This window comes from Megasphaera jansseni (genome assembly GCF_047974155.1).
Lineage (GTDB): Bacteria > Bacillota > Negativicutes > Veillonellales > Megasphaeraceae > Megasphaera.
Genome location: NZ_JBHYRR010000006.1, coordinates 40190 through 56167 on the forward strand (window position 1 = coordinate 40190; position 15978 = coordinate 56167).

General features: G+C 59.3%; 12 protein-coding genes. All 12 read right to left on the minus strand.

Annotated features, from left to right (window positions below; all coding sequences use genetic code 11):
• Nucleotides 1–2 precede the first annotated feature (2 nt).
• The 12 genes from ACE418_RS03555 to ACE418_RS03610 all read right to left on the minus strand — a co-directional run bounded on the left by ACE418_RS03555 (nucleotide 3) and on the right by ACE418_RS03610 (nucleotide 15944).
• Complete coding sequence (locus ACE418_RS03555; protein WP_416449353.1) at nucleotides 3–368, minus strand: competence type IV pilus major pilin ComGC; 366 nt, start codon at nucleotides 366–368, stop codon at nucleotides 3–5.
• 17 nt (nucleotides 369–385) lie between these two features.
• Complete coding sequence (locus tag ACE418_RS03560; RefSeq protein WP_416449354.1) at nucleotides 386–1435, minus strand: type II secretion system F family protein; 1050 nt, start codon at nucleotides 1433–1435, stop codon at nucleotides 386–388.
• A complete protein-coding gene (locus ACE418_RS03565; RefSeq protein WP_416449355.1) occupies nucleotides 1432–2397 on the minus strand; it encodes a type IV pilus twitching motility protein PilT in 966 nt (321 codons plus the stop codon). The genes ACE418_RS03560 and ACE418_RS03565 overlap by 4 nt, the downstream gene beginning before the upstream one ends.
• Nucleotides 2391–3434, minus strand: a complete 1044-nt coding sequence (locus tag ACE418_RS03570; protein ID WP_416449356.1) for a GspE/PulE family protein — start codon at nucleotides 3432–3434, stop codon at nucleotides 2391–2393. Before ACE418_RS03570 ends, ACE418_RS03565 begins: the two co-directional genes overlap by 7 nt.
• Nucleotides 3435–3544: 110 nt before the next feature.
• A complete protein-coding gene (locus tag ACE418_RS03575) occupies nucleotides 3545–3694 on the minus strand; it encodes a hypothetical protein (protein WP_298590894.1) in 150 nt (49 codons plus the stop codon).
• A 92-nt stretch (nucleotides 3695–3786) separates the two neighbouring features.
• Nucleotides 3787–5241: a TrkH family potassium uptake protein gene (locus ACE418_RS03580; protein WP_416449357.1), complete on the minus strand. Its 1455-nt coding sequence runs from the start codon at nucleotides 5239–5241 to the stop codon at nucleotides 3787–3789.
• Nucleotides 5242–5251: 10 nt separating this feature from the next.
• A complete protein-coding gene (locus ACE418_RS03585; RefSeq protein ID WP_416449358.1) occupies nucleotides 5252–6706 on the minus strand; it encodes a TrkH family potassium uptake protein in 1455 nt (484 codons plus the stop codon).
• Between the two features lie 3 nt (nucleotides 6707–6709).
• Nucleotides 6710–8056 carry a Trk system potassium transporter TrkA gene (trkA, locus tag ACE418_RS03590; RefSeq protein WP_298590901.1) on the minus strand — a complete coding sequence of 449 codons (1347 nt, stop codon included), beginning with the start codon at nucleotides 8054–8056 and terminating at the stop codon, nucleotides 6710–6712.
• Between the two features lie 223 nt (nucleotides 8057–8279).
• On the minus strand, nucleotides 8280–12731 hold the full coding sequence (locus ACE418_RS03595; protein ID WP_416449359.1) for a hypothetical protein: 4452 nt from the start codon (nucleotides 12729–12731) through the stop codon (nucleotides 8280–8282).
• Complete coding sequence (locus ACE418_RS03600) at nucleotides 12715–13461, minus strand: DUF6063 family protein (protein ID WP_298590905.1); 747 nt, start codon at nucleotides 13459–13461, stop codon at nucleotides 12715–12717. Before ACE418_RS03600 ends, ACE418_RS03595 begins: the two co-directional genes overlap by 17 nt.
• Nucleotides 13451–14929: a hypothetical protein gene (locus ACE418_RS03605; RefSeq protein ID WP_416449360.1), complete on the minus strand. Its 1479-nt coding sequence runs from the start codon at nucleotides 14927–14929 to the stop codon at nucleotides 13451–13453. Before ACE418_RS03605 ends, ACE418_RS03600 begins: the two co-directional genes overlap by 11 nt.
• Nucleotides 14907–15944 carry a DUF2399 domain-containing protein gene (locus ACE418_RS03610; protein ID WP_416449361.1) on the minus strand — a complete coding sequence of 346 codons (1038 nt, stop codon included), beginning with the start codon at nucleotides 15942–15944 and terminating at the stop codon, nucleotides 14907–14909. The genes ACE418_RS03605 and ACE418_RS03610 overlap by 23 nt, the downstream gene beginning before the upstream one ends.
• Between the last annotated feature and the right edge of the window lie 34 nt (nucleotides 15945–15978).

The window sequence follows — 15978 nt, forward strand, 5'->3', positions numbered from 1 at the left end:
CATCAGGCCTCCCCATCCTGGGGCGATGCCGCGTCGGACGAGAAGTGCTTGTTGTTGTAGTCGGCCGAAACGACACCATCGGCGATCTGATATTCCCCTTTGTCCGGCGTGAGCGGCTTGAACTGCAGGTACTGTTTGCCGTCACTGTCTTTAGTCACCAAATCATCGACACTGGCCGGAAAGACGCCGTGGTCGATTTCATAGAGGGCCGCAGCATTGCTGATGGTCCGGATATCGGCCTGTACTTTGGCTTCTTGCGCCGTCTTGGTGGCCGATGAGAAACGGGGTACGGCAAAGGAGGCGAAAATCAGGATAAGGGACACACAAATCAACATTTCTAACAGGGAAAAACCATTGCGAGTCTGCATAAGAAAAACTCCTTTCATCAAGTCACGATACGGGATGCCATGTCCAGTAACGGTAAGAGGAAACAAAGGATCAAGACGCCCATCAAGGCGCCGGTCAATAAGAGGACGACCGGTCCCAGCCAGCGCTGTATCCGGCCGGCCAGCTGCTGGAGACGGCTGCCATAATAGGCGGCAACCGCCGCCAGGGCCTCGTCGTAGGTCCCGGTCATTTCCCCGACGGCCAGCATGGTCTCGACATAGGGCGTCCCGAAGCGGCCGGCATGGACGGCTTGGCTGAAGGTACAGCCCCGTTCCAGCAGCAGCCGGGCCTGCCATACATACTGCCGGAAGAGGCGCGACGGCACGACAGCGGCCGCTTCGGGCAGGCTGTCCAGCAAGGGGATGCCGCCGGCCAGCTGGACGGCCAGGATCTGGCTGAAACGCTGCCAGGCCCAGATGAGTAGCCACGACGTTATCCCGGGAAGGCGGAAAGCCTGCCGTTCCAGCCTAATCCGCCATGTCTCCCGCTGCCAGGCCCAGCGCAGGGCAGCCAGGGCGCAACACAGTCCGGCCAAACCATAGAGTCCGTACTGCCGCAGGCCGTCGAAAAGGGTCAGCACGTACTGCGTCCCCGCCGGCAGGGGCACGGCCATCTGGGCCATCATATCGGTAAAGACGGGAATGATGAAGAGGCACGTACCGGCTGTCAGGGCCATCAGGCAGACCAGGAGAAAGGCCGGATAAGCCACGGCCTGGACCAATAGGCGCCGTTCCTTCCCCTTTGCTTCATAAAAATCGGCCAGGACCTGGCAGAGCCCTTCGAGGTTCCCTGTCTGTTCGCCGGCCCGGATGATGCGGCAGGCCAAATCGGGGAAAGCCCGGCTCTGCCACATGGCCTGGGACGGGCAGACGCCCTGCTCCATCTGCAGAGCCGCCAGGTGCAGGGGCTGGCGGCAGCGTCCGGGCATATCTGTCATGAGCAGCCTCCAGGCCTGGACCAGGGGGATACCGCTGCCGATGAGGACGGCGAGCTGGCGGAAGAAAAAGGCCAGCCTGGCTGCCGACAGCCGATGCGGCCGGCGGATCACGGTTTTCCTCCCTGGCCGCAGCGGCGCAGGGCCTGTTCCATGGTCCGCATCCCCAGGGCCGCTCCGGTCTGCATGATCGTCGGCAGCTGGTATTCCTTGCCGCTGCGGATGAGCTGGACCACGGCCGGCGTGCGGACGAGGACTTCCCGGACAATGTCGATCCGCCCCTGCCGTTCCAGGCGGCGCTGGGCCAGGATAGCCTGCAGTACCATGGCCAGGCGGCAGCGGACTTCCTGCTGGGCCTTGCCGCTATAGGCACCGGCCAGGCGGCTCACGGCCTGCGCCGCCGACGGCGTATGCAGCGTCGACAAGACGAAGTGGCCTGTCTCCGCCGCCGTCAAAGCCGCATCCATGGCCGCCCGGTCGCGCATCTCACCGATGAGGATGACGTCCGGATCCTGGCGCAGGGCCTGGCGGATGCCTTCGGCAAAGGTCGCAAAATGCGTCCCCAGTTCGCGCTGCGTAATCAAAGCGGCCTTCCCTGTCTCGACGTATTCAATCGGGTCTTCCAGGGTGACGATATGACAGGGCCGCCGTTCATTGATGGCCTGGAGGATGCGCCATAAAGCCGTCGTCTTGCCGCTGCCCGTCGGCCCGCAGACCAGGACCAGGCCGCTAGTCAGCCGGCTGAGGCGCTGCAGCAGCGGCCCGTCTCCGTCCGGCGGCAGCGACGCCAGCGGATAGAGGAAACGGATGGTCACATGGAGGCCGGCGTACTCCTGACAGACGTGGAGGCGGCAGCGCAGGGCATCGTGCCAGGAAAAAGCCCCGTCGCCCTGATTCCCGCCGCGCCAGCCGACGGCCTGCAGGACCTGGCGCAGGTCTGCTTCCGTCAAGGACGGCCCGGGAAACTCAGAGAGGCCCTGGGCCAGGCGCAGCATGGGCGGCCGGCCCGTCTGCAGATGAAGGTCTGCCGCCTGCTGACCGATGGCAGCTTCCATCAGTTCCCTTACCTTCACCATGAGTCTCCCCCTTCACAGACGCGGCGTATCTCCCTTTCATCGGTCCGGCCAGCCGCCAGGGTCCGGGCGATGACGTCGGGCAGGAGGACGGCGCCGTCGGACCGGGCCGCGTCCGTCAGCTCCCGGACGCCGGCGCAGCGGCGGATGGCATCGCGGAGATGGCGGCCAGCCGGCACGACTTCACAAAGACAGAAGCGGCCCCGATACGTCCCGTCGCTCCTGCGGCAGCGGACCAGGCGTTGCGATACGACGCCGGCCAGGGCATCAGCTGCCAGATAAGGGGCGACACCCATATCGGTCAGACGGATCACGGCTTCGACGGCACTCGGCGCATGGAGGGTACTGAAGATGACGTGCCCCGTCAGGGCGGCCCGCACGGCGATGCGCGCCGTTTCGCCATCTCGGATCTCGCCGACGACGAGGATATCCGGGTCCTGGCGCAGCAGGGCCCGCAGGCCGTCCTGGAACATCATGCCCCCTTTGGCCTGGACCTGGCTCTGGGAAATGCCCTCCATGAGGATTTCCACCGGGTCTTCCAGGGTCGCAATGCTGACCGAATCATCCTGGATCTCGTGGATTGCCGCATAGAGCGTCGTCGTCTTGCCGCTGCCCGTCGGTCCGCAGATGAGGATGAGCCCCTGGCGGCAGCGGATAAGCTTTTCCAGACAGCGCAAGGCCTGGTCATCCATGCCCAGGGCCGAGAGTTCCAGGGGGATGCGCTGGCCGTCGAGGATGCGGATGACGACTTTTTCACCGCGCACCGTCGGCAGCGTGCTGACCCGCAGGTCCAGGCGGCGCTCCCCTTCCTTCCAGACGATGCGCCCGTCCTGGGGCAGGCGGCGGTTGGCGATGTCCAGGCCAGCCAGGACCTTGATGCGGCTCACCAGTTTCTCCAGGCCGCCTTTGTGGAGCCTCCCGGCCTGACAGAGGACCCCGTCCCGGCGCCAGCGGATGCGGACGGCGTCGTCCAGGGGTTCGATGTGGATGTCGCTGGCCCCGGCAGCCAGCGCCTCTTGCAGTAATTGGGTTACGTCCATAAAAAAAATCTCCTTTCCATAGCTAGCATAGCATGGAAAGGAGATGTCCTGACAAAATTTAATTGTCTTTTAATGAAAAATCAGGAAATTGAAAAAAACTTAAGAATCCTTTAATCTTCCGTCTTGTCCACCGTTTCTTTATTGCGGATCTCGCTCAATTTTTCAGCTAATTCGTGGAAGGTCTTCTGGTAGAGATCTTCCTTTTTCTGTTTTTCTTCGCTTGCGTCGATGGTCTTAGCCATTTGTTCCCAAAAACTCATAGGTAATCCCCCTTTGATAAAAGATAGAGTAACGTTAAGATTGTCTTTATTATACGGCAAAGGGATAGCTTCATGCAAGGTATTTTTCCCAGCTACCAGCTGTTGCGGTGGCGCCAGAAGGACGGCATGAGGATGGCCAGGACCGGCAGGGCTTCCAGGCGCCCCATGAGCATGGACAGGCAGAGGGCGGCCTTACTGAGCGGAGGCAGGGCCGAACAAGTAGCGGTCGCACCGAACTGGCCAAAGCCCGGCCCGCAGCTGCCCATGGTCGAGACGCTGAGGCCGATGGCATCGAAAATGGCCACGCCGTCAAAGACCAGGATGAACGTCCAGAGGACGCCGAGCATGGTGTAGATGAAGAAGAATTTGGCCACGCCGTAAATGAGGTCCATCGAGAAATCTTCGCCATTGGAGCGGATGTGCAGGACCATATTGGGGTGTATCTTCCGGCGGATAATGGCGGCAATGGTCTTGACCAGCAGCATGACACGCGTGACTTTCAGGCCGCCTGTCGTCGAACCGGCACAGCCGCCGATGAACATCAGGACCAGGAGAATGAATTTAGAAAAGACCGGCCATTGTTCAAAATCGTTGGAAACGAAACCCGTCGACGACGAAATGGATACAGACTGGAAAAAGGCCTGGCGCAGGGCTTCGACGCCGTTCCACTGCTGGGCCAGGACCAGGTTGAGGGCCATAGCCGCCGTCGAGATGGCGACGATGGACAAATAGACGCGGAACTCCGTGTCGCCGAAGATGACTTTGACCCCCTTCTTCCAGGCCGCGACGTACATACCGAAGTTGGCACTGCTGATGAGCATGAAAAAGGACAGGCAGCATTCGACGACAGGGCTGTCGAAATGGGCCACGCTGTTATTGTACGGCGAGAATCCGCCCGTGGCGATAGTGGCAAAGGCGTGGTCGGCCGCGATGAGGAAGGACATGCCGCAGAGCATGAAGACGACCGTCGAGGCGACCGTAAAGACGACGTACACCGTGAACAGGGCCTTGGCCATCTCTTTAATGCGCGGCAGGGCACGGTCCGACCGGGGCCCAGTGCTTTCGGCATTGAACATGTGGACGATACCCTTGCCGAACTGGGGAAAGACGGCGATAAAAATGACGATGATGCCCAAGCCGCCGAACCAGTGAGTCAGGGCCCGCCAGAGGACCAGGCTGGCCGGCATGGCTTCGATATCGTCGATGACCGTCGCCCCCGTGCCGGACAGACCGGAAACACATTCAAAAATGCCGTCCAGGACGGACAAATAGCCGCCGGCGGCATAGGGAATCATGCCCAGCAGGGTGACCATGATCCATCCCAGGGCCGTAATGGCCACGCCTTCGCGGACGGTCAGGCTGTCCGTCGGCCGATGGCCCTGCCACAGGAGCAGGCGTCCTGCGAGGAGGCTGACGACGATGGCTGCCAGGAAAGGGACGATGCTGCTTTCCCCATAGAAAAGGGCGACGCCAAAGGGAATCATCAAGGCCAGCCCGCAAGCCTGAGCCAATTTACCCAAGACGAATAAAACGATTCGTATACTCATAAAGCACCTCCTACCAGCGCCGCCGCAGATACCCGAATGCGGTCTGGATGACGACGAGGAAGGAAAAGATTTCGACGCGTCCTAAAATCATGAGGAAACTGCAATACAGCTTAGTCCATGCCGGCAGAACGGAGACATCGGCTACGCCGAAGAGGTCCATCGTCGACCCGACACTGGACAGGCAGCCGACGGCCATGCCCATAGCCTGCATGGGCGTGACGCCGGACAAGGAAATGATCAGCATGGAGACGAAGAACGTCGCCATGAAGAGGAAGAAATAACTGAGGACACGGCTGATGATCTTCATGTCGACAGGGACGTCGTCGATTTTCAGGGAAATGACCATGTGCGGATGCAAAGTCCGGCGCATTTCCTGGGCAGCCATCTTGAAGAGGACCATGAAGCGCATGACCTTGAGGCCGCCCGTAGCCGAGCCGATACAGCCGCCGACGAAGGCCAGGGCAAAGAGGACGTACTTGTCGAATTCCGGCCAGGTGCTGTAGGCAGCCGATGAAAAACCGCTGGTGCTGATGAAGGACAGGACCTGGAAAAAGCCGTAGCGCAGGTTATCCCAGCCGTCGTAGACGCCGAAGCGCCACAAATGGAAGGATACGAGGCAGCCCGCAACGACGACGACGGTCAAAAAGGTCCGCCATTCGGCATCGCGGAAAAGGCTCTGGAAGTCGCGCCGTTCCCAGCTCTTCCAATAGAGGAGGAAATTGCCGCTGGCCAGGAGCATGGATACGGCACCGGCCGCTTCCAGGGCCAGACTGTCATAGCGGGAAAAATCGAAGAGCGAATCGCCGCCGCTGGTGGACATGGTCATGAGGCCCTGATTGACGGCCATGCCCAAAGGCAGACCGGCCAGGACATAGAGGACCATGGAAAAGACCGTAATGGCCAGGTAGATGAGGCCGGCCTGACGGGCCGCTTCCTGCATGCGGGCCACCATGGGGCTGAAGGATACACTCTGATGGACGGACAAGGTCAGGCCGAAACAGCCGCTGACCTGAGGCATGACCGATACCAGGAGAAGGATGAAATTGAGGCCGCCGAGCCATTCCATGAGGCTGTGCCACAACAAGAGCGACTGCGGCAGGGCGGCCCCGCCGTCAGCTAGGCACGACGTCCCGGTCGTCGTAAACGCCGAGACGCTTTCAAAAAAGGCATCGACAGGCGATGCGAAGGTACCGGCCATGACGTAGGGGATCATGCCCAGGAGGCCCAGGAGGAACCAGGCCGATACCATATACCACGCCCCTTCGCCCGGTCCCAGATGGCGCTTGTGATGGCGGCCGCGGTAACGGCAAAATGCCGCCGTAAGCAGGGCGGCTGCCAGAGGCGGCGCAAAATAGACGAAGCCCTCTTCGCCCCACCACAAGGCAGTCAGCAGCGGAATGATCAAGACCAGGCCGTTGATCAGGGCCAGACGGCTGACGAGATAAAAAACGATACTGCGGTTCATGATCTATTCCCTGCCTTTGAAGTACTTCATGACCTTCTTGGAATATTCCGTCTGGATGAAGAGGATGATCCGGTCGCCGGCCATGAGGACCGACTGGCCGTTCGGGATATAGGCTTCGCCGTCGCGGACATAGGCGCAGACCAGACATTCCTTGGGCAGGCGGACATCCATGAGGCGCTTGCCGGCTACGGGAGCGCCGTCCTGGACGATGACTTCCACGGCTTCGGCCTTGGCCCCTTCCAGGAGGGAGACTGAGACGACGCCGCCGCGGCGGGCAAAGGCCAGGACTTCGCTGGCCGACAAGAGGCGCGTCGACAAGACGATGTCGACGCCGACTTTTTCCATGAGGTCGCCGTATTCGATGCGCGACACGCGGACGATGGTCTTCTTGGCGCCCAGGTGCTTGGCGATGAGGGCCAGCATGAGGTTCAGGCGGTCGTCATCGGTCAGGCAGATGACGACGTCGGCATCGGCAATGCCTTCCTGTTCCAGGAGGTCGATATCCGTGCCGTCGCCGTAGATAGCCAGGCCATTGTCCAGGAGTTCTGCCACCTGGCGGCAGCGTTCGCGGTCTTTATCGAAAATCTTGACCTTGATGCCTTCCTTGTCGAGCATGGGAGCCAAAAAGCGGCCGGACCGGCCGGCGCCGATGATGATGACCCGTTCGACCATCTTAGTGTCGCTGGGGACGAAGTTCTCGCTGAATTTCTCGATGGCCTTGGGGTCGCCGATGAAATAAGCATTGTCGTGCGGGAACAGGCAGTCATCGCCATGAGGGATGATCATGCGGTGATCGCGGAAAATCATGCCGGCCAGGATGGACGGCGGCATGTTCATATCCTTGAAAGGAATGTTGATGAGCGGCGAATGGCGGCGGACCTTCGTTTCAAAGAGCCGGACCTTGCCATTGGCGAAATCTTCGACGTTGAGCGCTGCCGGCGTCATGAGGATGCGGTTGATTTCACGGGCCGTAATCATTTCCGGATTGAGCATGAGGTCGATGTCGAAATTCTGCTTCAGATAATCCTTGGCTTCCGACAGGAACTGCATGTCCCGGATGCGGGCCGCCGTGTATTTGATGCCGTGTTTCTTGGCCATGATACAGGCGACCATATTGACTTCATCGACAGCCGTACAGGCGACGAGGATGTCGGCACCGCGGATATCGGGATCGTTCATGGTAATCGGGCTGGCCCCGTTGGCCAGGACCGTCAATACATCGAGATTATTCTTGACGACTTCCAGCCGTTCTTCATTATGATCGACGACGACGACGTCGAATTGTTCATTCGATAACAGCTCGGCAATACTGTACCCCAGCTTGCCGGCGCCTACGACAACGATACGCAAAGGAAAGACCTCCTCGTGAGCTTTTTACGTTCATCGCAGATCGTTCATCGTAGGTCGCAAAGACTAAAAAATAACGAGCCATTACGACGAACAACGAACGACGAACGAAAAACTTTTGAAATAACCAGGCCGCACATAACGGCTGAAACCTTCATGTGACAAGCCCTACAAATAGTATCACATTTTGTCGTTTTTGTACATCTTCCCTTTTCGCTGCCAGACTTTAGAAAAGTCCCAGTTGTTCGTATTCGTCGAGGCGGGCCAGGCTTTCGGGATGATGTTCTTCAAAGAAGGCCGTCTTGATTTCTTTGTCCGGCACCAGGACTTTCCCCTTCTTATTGGCCATATCGGCGAAGCGGCAGCTGTAGACGACGGGGAAATACTTGCGGATGAAACTGCCTTCCTGGTGGGCCGTCAAGGCGATGATCTGGAAGCCCAGCTGCTTGGCGATAAAGAAGACCGGACTGAGGACGTGGTCGCTCGACGCCTTGCCAAAGGGATTGTCGGCGATGACGACGCGCGTATTATACTTGGCCCGGCGCAGATGGCAGCGCTTTTCTGACAAATAATTGAGACAGCCCAGGAAGAGGGCCATGTTCTTGCTCCACATTTCACCGCCGGACCACTTATTCGATTCTTCCCAGGAAAAAGGCCGTTCCGAGAAGGTATTGCCGCTCGTCGCCTTGCGGCAGCGGACTTTGATGGCCTGATGGCCGAAAATGCAGCGCAGTACCTGCTGGGTCCGCAGTTTCTTTTCCAAGAGGGCCCGGACTTTCGTTTCCTGCCCTTCTTCTTCGTCGTCAGCCTGGTCGAGCTCGGCCGTCAAATCGTTGAGATACGTGCGGATCGACGTGCGGGCCGCCGCCTCCTGCCAGGGCGGTACCTGAATCTGGAAAATATCCTTCGTCGTCTCGCCGATTTTGATGCGCGTCTTGGCTGCCAGTTCACCCAGGCCGTTGCAGACGTCCTGCAAGTGCAGGATCATGTGGTTGATCATGTGTTCCAAATGAGCAAAATGCCCCTTCCTTTCTTCTTCGGAAACGGAAATGACCCGTTCCAGGCGGGCCCGGCTCTTGTCCTGCCATTCCAGGTATGCCGCATATTCGCGCTTGTAGCGGATACCGTCGACGATACTGCTGCGCAGCTTGACATCGGCGACGGCCGTTTCACAATACGACCGGAATGTTTCCCGCTGTTTGTCGCAGGCGCTCCGCCGTTCGTCCACTTCCTGGCGGAGGCCTTCGGCCTGTTCCAGGACAGGCATGACGGCTTGAGTCAGTTCTTTGACCGTATGCAGGGCTTCCAACCCTTCGACGAGCCCTTCGGGCACGTCATCGGCGGCAAAGAGGAGGCGTTCGTTCTTCACCGCCAGCTGCTGGTGCAGGGCCGCTAATTTTTTGGCTTCAGCCTGGGCCGCCTGCTGTTTCCGGACGGCAGCGGCCATGGCTTCTTTCAGGGACTTCGCCAGGTCCCGGGCCTGGGCCCGGACAATAGCGACAGGGGCATCCAGGGCCGGCATGGCTTCATAGCGGGACTGGTAACGGTTTTCTTCCGTCTTCAGACGGCCTGCGGCCTGGTCGTACTGCGAGCGGGCCGCCCGCCAGGCTTTATCGGCCAGCCGGCAAGCCTGGACCAGGCCCGGCCGTTCCCGCAGGAGGACGGCTTCCCGCTCATCGCCATCATCGGGATAAACGAAGTGCTCATCCAAAGGCAGCTCCGCCGACTGGCGCAATCGTTCCATATCGGCTGCCAGCTTGGCCGCTGCCTGGCGGGCCCCTTCGATTTGGGCTTCCAGGCGGCCCCGGTTCTCATTGGCTCCGTCGAGGCGGCTCTTGAGGCGGCGCCGTTCTTCGGCCAGGACATCATAGTCCCGTCCATCCGGAACCGGTTCGGCATCTTGGACTTCCGCCCAATATAACCGCTGTTTCAGCTGGCTGCAACGCGTTTCGATGCGGCTGTACTGGCGCAGTCTTTCTTCATACTGGGCCTGCAGGCGGTCGGCTTCCTGGGCCAGCCCGCCGAGCGTATGCTGCCGTTCGTCGGCCTCTTTCATGAGCTGGCCGTTCTTTTCCAATATGGCCCGATGCTGCTGCTGTAATTCTAAATAATCGCCCAACCGCCGGAGAGCAGTGTCAAGCTTAGCTTCCTGCTGGCGGGCCGCAGCCAGGCGGCTGCGGTAGAGTTCGACGCTCTGGCGGCATTGTTCCACAGTCTGGCGGGCTTCATCCAGGCGCCGCTGGCAGCGCTCACTGTCTTCCTGGAGCTGGCCCTGTCTTCCCAGGCGGTCGCGGTACTGGCTGAAAGGCTGGTTTTCATAAAAGGCCTGCAAATCGCTGAGGAGCGGCCGCAAGGCCGTCAAGTCCCGGTCGTTGTCGGCCATAGCGGCATCGGCATGACTGGCACCGGCCCGCAGGGCTTCCAACCACGACGCGAAGGCTTCAGGCAGTATATTCTGCCAATACGCCGGCACGACCTGGCGCGTCGGCAAGGGCTGGCTCTGGCCAGCGACGAGACGGCGCACTTCGACTTCCGTCAGGACGAAGACGGGCTGGAAAAAGTCACGTCCTGCTTTTTCCAATCGGCTCAAAAGCTGCGGCAGTTCATCGGTCGTCGTCACGACGGACGCCGCCCAGAAGGGATACCGGCTGTACAGGCCTTCGGCGCCGCCTTCTGCCGTTTCGCTGTACGTGCGGAACAGTTCGGCACCGCTCTTGAGATAGAGGAAATCACCGCTCCAGGCATCGATTTTATCGGCCAGGACCGGGTCGGCCAGGAACTGGTCCTGACTGCCATAAATATCGAGCCAGCGGTGCGCCCGGCGGCGGGCCAGGTCCAAGTCACGGCGCCGCGCTTCCAGCGTGACCAAATCATCACCGGCCTGCTGGCAAAGGGCATCGGAGCGGCGGTAGAGGCTGGCCGTATCGTCGGCGATATTGGCACAGTGCGGCCACTGCTGCAGCCGGTCCAGGAGATTCCTGGCCAGCGTGTCGGTCTGGCTCAAGGCCAGGCCCAGCTGCCACAATTCCTGCTGTCGTGCCGCCTCTTCCTTTTCGGCCGGTGCGATGAAAGCGGCGGCCTTACGACCTTCTTCTTCATAAAAGGCCTGGTTCTTTTCGTAGCCCGCCGCTTCCTGGCGGACCTGGGCCAGGTCCCGCTGCCAGCGCCGCTGGACGTCGGCTGCTTCTTGATGGACCGAATCGGCAAAGAGTTCCTTTTCCATTTTTTCTTGCTGCCGCAGGAGTTCCCGAATCTGGCCTTCGCCGCTTTTGACGTCACTGAGGATACGGTGGTAAGCTTCTTCCTGCTTTTCCTGTTCCGCCTTGACACTGTCTTGCTGCTGGCGCACGTGTTCCATGGCTTCGGCCGTCTGCTTCAGGTTTTCCTGCTCCTTCGCTTCGGCCTGGCAGAACCAGCCGTGAAGGGCGGCACTGTTCTGTTTCAGGTCAGCCAGCAGCTGCTGCGTAGCCGCATCGGCTTCCAGACTGGCCAGGGCCTGCTGCCGGTCGGCCAGGAGGGCCTCATTCTTAGCCTGGTCCCGCTTATAACGGCTCAAGGTCAGATTCTGCCCTTCCCGGATATTGGCCAGGCGTTCCGTCTCGGCCTGCTGGAAGTGCTGTTCGGCACTGTCGCTGGCTGTGCGGGCTGCATCACAGTTTTCCTTGGCTTCGACGACATCACAGGCGGCCAGGAGGCGTTCTGTTTCGGCCTGGCGGGCGGCCAGGGCGGCCTGTTCTTCCTTCAAGGCCCCTTCTTCATCGTGCCGCGCCGTTTCGTCCCGGCAGACGCGGCCATAATAGGTCCGCAAGCGGCTGTTCAGCGCGCGCAGGCCTTCTTCGGCATCGAAACAGGTCTTCTGTACAGCCGTATAGGCTTCGAGCTGTTTCAGGACACCCTGCATTTCATCAATGCGCTTTTCCAGGCGCAGCTGCTGCTTCACATGGTCCCGCTGGCTTTCAAAGAGTTCGGCGAAGCCATTGCCCGTCTGGGAGCCGGAAGCGGCCAGGCAGCCTTCTTCGACCGTCGGGATGAGCAGCCGGTCTACGAGTTCGCTCGTCGTGCGGCAATTCTCAAAATAGCCTTCGACGCCGCCTTCCGTTTCATTGATGGCGGCAATCTTGTTCCATTCCGATGGGATAATCTTGAAGTGCTCTTCCAGGTACTGGCCATAAGCCGTAAGCGTATCGTTCTCAGAAAAGAAACGGGCTGCCATGGTGTGTTCGGCGACGCCGCGGAAATACGACGCCATTTCTTCTTTCGTCGCCGGCCGGGCCTTGCCCTTCTCGCGGCGCACAAAGGGCAGCGTATCCAGGCGGACCTGGGATGACGGCGTATATTCCAGGGCGAACTCCTGACTGGCCAGCTGTTCCTTGCTGTTTATGAAAAGGGATACGGCCGTCAGGGCATAGCGCCGCGGCTGGTCTTCGAGGATCCATTCGACGGCAATGTGGGCGATGGCATTGTTCAGCTGCAGCGTTTCCTGGATTTTGCGCTGGGCCACAGTCTTGCGCGGCAGGACAGCCTGGATCAGGGTCTGGACGAAGACCGTCTTGCCGGCGCCATTTTCCAGGAGCAAGATGCCATTATAGCCGTCGAAGCGGAAGGTCGTGTCGATATAGCGTTTGTGGCCGTTGTCATAGACGACATTGGTGAAACGGATTCTACTGATGGAGGGCATGGGGATTATCTCCTTTCCGCTGTTCTAAGTCATACATGAAATCGAGGATACCGTGATTATAGGCCGATTCCATGAAATAATGGGCAAAAATGGCCCGGGCCTTGGTGGTCAGTTCCATTTCACCTTCGCCGATTTCCCGGACCAGGTGCTGATGGACGAGGAAGGCCTTGGTCATGTTGAGGAAACTCAGGCGGCTGTTCGTCCGGGCATCCTGTTTCTTCGCCGTCTCCTTGAGGCTGTCCATGTCGCTCCACTTCTGCATCAGGGCCAGCCAGTTGAAATTGCAGTCTCCCTCGGCTTCGCGCAGGACCGCTTCGTCGTGGTGGCGCAGGGATTCGATGCGGCTGTCCATGGCTTCCAGCCAGAGCGGCATGGTGACGAAATCGTTGGGCTCATCGGACTGATAGCTGTCGTAGAAACAGCCGAAAAGAACGATGATGGCCATATACATAAGATAAATATCCATATTGACCGACTTGGCGGTCATATATTTCTTCTTGAACTGATCGTTGCTGATGTGGAAGGGCGAATCGACAGCCGCCGGCAGGAGATACAGCGTATCGGCATCGGTCACGAGGACGCATTTGACGTGGCGGGCATAGATTTCTACCTGGCCGGCAATGTCTTCGTCTTCCCAATACAAGGGCACATCGAGTTTATGGACTTCACCGTTCGCGGCCAGGCGGGCATAAATATCGAAGGCGGCCATCATTTTCTTGTTATCCAGCATGGACTGTCACCTCTATTTCCATATTACTGATCGTATAATCCAGGATATCCACGGTCCCGTCTATTTCGACGGCCTGCAGGCTTTCCAGCTGCGGACACTTTTCGGGAATGGCGGCATAGACCGATTCCGTACCGGCCAGGTCAGCGCTCACATGGAGGACCTGGCGGCGGTGGATGAGCATCCAGAAGATATAGAACTGCTTTTTCCGGCATAACTCAGGGGCTTCGTCTTCCAGGTACTGGCAGAATGCCTCCAGGGTCGTCGCCGTCCGGCCGCCGAGGAAGGCCAGCAGGGCCTGGACGATGGCGGCATAATGGCTCTGGATGTTGACCAGCTTCTCGCCGCTCACTTCCGTATCGTCGACGTCGGGGAAATCTTCCTGCCGGCTCTCCCGTTCCAGCCGTTCCAGCCGCTGGGGCATGAAGACGTCCAGGAGCGACCAGACGCGGCACTGCTGCAGTTCCAGGAAGGGCTCGACCAGGCGCCGGGCCGCCGTCACCGGCAAGGGCGACGAAAAGAGGCGGCTCGTGATTTCCTGTTCGTAATTGAAACTGTCGATGCCGGTAAAATACAAGGACTCTTCGGCAGCTTCCAGGGCCGATGTCCCCAGGTCGATGCCGGCCTTGAGCAGGCTGCGGTGCAGACTGTGGACGTATTCCAGGCGCCGTTCGACTTCCAGGATATTGTCATAAGCCCGCCGTTCCGGGTCCTTGTCGGCATTGTTGCGTATCCGGTCCCGCGTCTCGATGACGAAGGCCTTCAGCTCTTTGAATGCGTCTTCTTCGCTTTTCAGGCGCTGGTTGAGGTCATCGACGATTTTCCGGTACCGCGCCAGCGTCTCTTCAGAAACGATGTTGCGATGGATTTCCTGACGGATACGGGCCATACGGCTGCGCAGGGTCTCGACGTCCAGGCGCATTTCCTCGATCTGCCGCAGTGCCAGGACGAACTGGCCTTTTTCCAGCTGTTTGCGCAGGATGAGCTGATTGATGGACAACTGATATTCGTTGAAATATTCTTTCGTCGCAAAAATGAGCTCCAGCCCCTGTTCATCGAGGACGTAATACTGCTCGTTCGAGTGGATGTCGGCCCGGTCGGCTTTCAGATACGAATAGCGGGCCCGCACTTCCTTTCCCTGGTCCCAGTCGAAAAAGACTTCTTCGTTGCGCTTGCCCGTCGGCGGCCGGAAGACGGCAACGATGTCCCGGGCCAGCTGTTCATAGCCCTTGGCATCGTCAAAGAGGAGGCCCTTCGTCTGGTCGGCCAGGAAAGCCGACAGATTGCGGATGCCCGCATCTTTCTTACCATCGAGCATCTGTTCAAAGAAAAAAAGCAGCGTCATCAGGCCCAGTTCCATGCCCGACCGTTCCTGGCCCTGGGCGTCCTTGAAACGACGCCGGCCCAGGCGGTACAAAGGGGCCATGAGCAAGATGCGCTGCATTCGTTCAGAAAAATGTTCTAATTCCATGTAATGTCTCCTTTAATGCCCTGATGAGGTCGCTTTCGGTCAGGGCTTCCTGGGGATAATAACAGCCCCTGTCCAAGATGTCCCGGAATATACGGGCCTGGCTTTCGCCGACGGCCGCGGCAAAGGGCGGCCACACCGATTCTTCGCGCTGCTGATTTTCTTTCCCCTGCGGGGACTCATAAGCCAGGAAGGCTTCATAAAAAGGGACGGCCAGGCGGACTTCCACCGTCTTCGAGCTGGCTGCAGCCTGCCAGATACGCAGTCCTTCCCAGTCGAAATCACCGAAATACCAGACAACGTGATGGGCATTGGGACAGCCGCACTGCTGGGGGAGCAGGTCCAGATTGGCAGCAATCTTCCAGCCACCGCCAAAGATAAGCGACGTCAGCCGGCTCTCTGCCAGATGCGGCAAGAGACGGCCATAAGGGGCCTTATTCTCGACGACCAGATGGTGGCAGACGGGCTGCTGTAAATGGCCGGGATGGACAGCCATCATAAGAGGATCCGGCTGGTCACAGATGCCTAAGTCAGCCGCCGTCAAGCCCACTCGTTTCAACAAAGCCGCTCCCGGTCCGAGGAGATATTTCTCATCGGCAAAAATATCCCACGAACGCTGCTGGAGCGATGTCATTTCCCCTATGCCCTGAGCCAGCCAGGCACTCAGCTTTTCGATATACGGCAAATCGGCCTGCCAAACTTTCAAAGGCTGTTCGTAGTAGAAAGAAAAATCGAGCTTTTCCGACAAGGCCAGGCGGATAGCTTCGGCCTGGATCACTGATACCGAGGCAAAGAGCCTGGATAGCACTCGCTTGAGCCGCCGCGGCAGGCCGCTGAAATCGACGCCGCCAGCACGGACAGCCATCAAGCTGCCGTCTTCCAACAGAGCGGCTACAGCCTGGCGGAAGCGGTCATAATCCCAAGAGGCAAAAGCGGCCTGCAGGATATCGAGGTCTACCGTCTTTTTCGGATAATCCTGTAAGAACCGGCGCACAGCCGCTACATCTGTATCATCCACAATCCTCTCCCCTTTGCCATGATTATTGTATTCT

Excerpts from the sequence above, each read along its gene's own strand:
- ACE418_RS03555 (WP_416449353.1), bottom strand. The coding sequence starts at position 368 with ATGCAGACTCGCAATGGTTTTTCCCTGTTAGAAATGTTGATTTGTGTG.
- ACE418_RS03565 (WP_416449355.1), bottom strand. The coding sequence starts at position 2,397 with ATGGTGAAGGTAAGGGAACTGATGGAAGCTGCCATCGGTCAGCAGGCG.
- ACE418_RS03570 (WP_416449356.1), bottom strand. The coding sequence starts at position 3,434 with ATGGACGTAACCCAATTACTGCAAGAGGCGCTGGCTGCCGGGGCCAGC.
- ACE418_RS03575 (WP_298590894.1), bottom strand. The coding sequence starts at position 3,694 with ATGAGTTTTTGGGAACAAATGGCTAAGACCATCGACGCAAGCGAAGAA.
- ACE418_RS03580 (WP_416449357.1), bottom strand. The coding sequence starts at position 5,241 with ATGAGTATACGAATCGTTTTATTCGTCTTGGGTAAATTGGCTCAGGCT.
- ACE418_RS03585 (WP_416449358.1), bottom strand. The coding sequence starts at position 6,706 with ATGAACCGCAGTATCGTTTTTTATCTCGTCAGCCGTCTGGCCCTGATC.
- ACE418_RS03595 (WP_416449359.1), bottom strand. The coding sequence starts at position 12,731 with ATGCCCTCCATCAGTAGAATCCGTTTCACCAATGTCGTCTATGACAAC.
- ACE418_RS03600 (WP_298590905.1), bottom strand. The coding sequence starts at position 13,461 with ATGCTGGATAACAAGAAAATGATGGCCGCCTTCGATATTTATGCCCGC.
- ACE418_RS03605 (WP_416449360.1), bottom strand. The coding sequence starts at position 14,929 with ATGGAATTAGAACATTTTTCTGAACGAATGCAGCGCATCTTGCTCATG.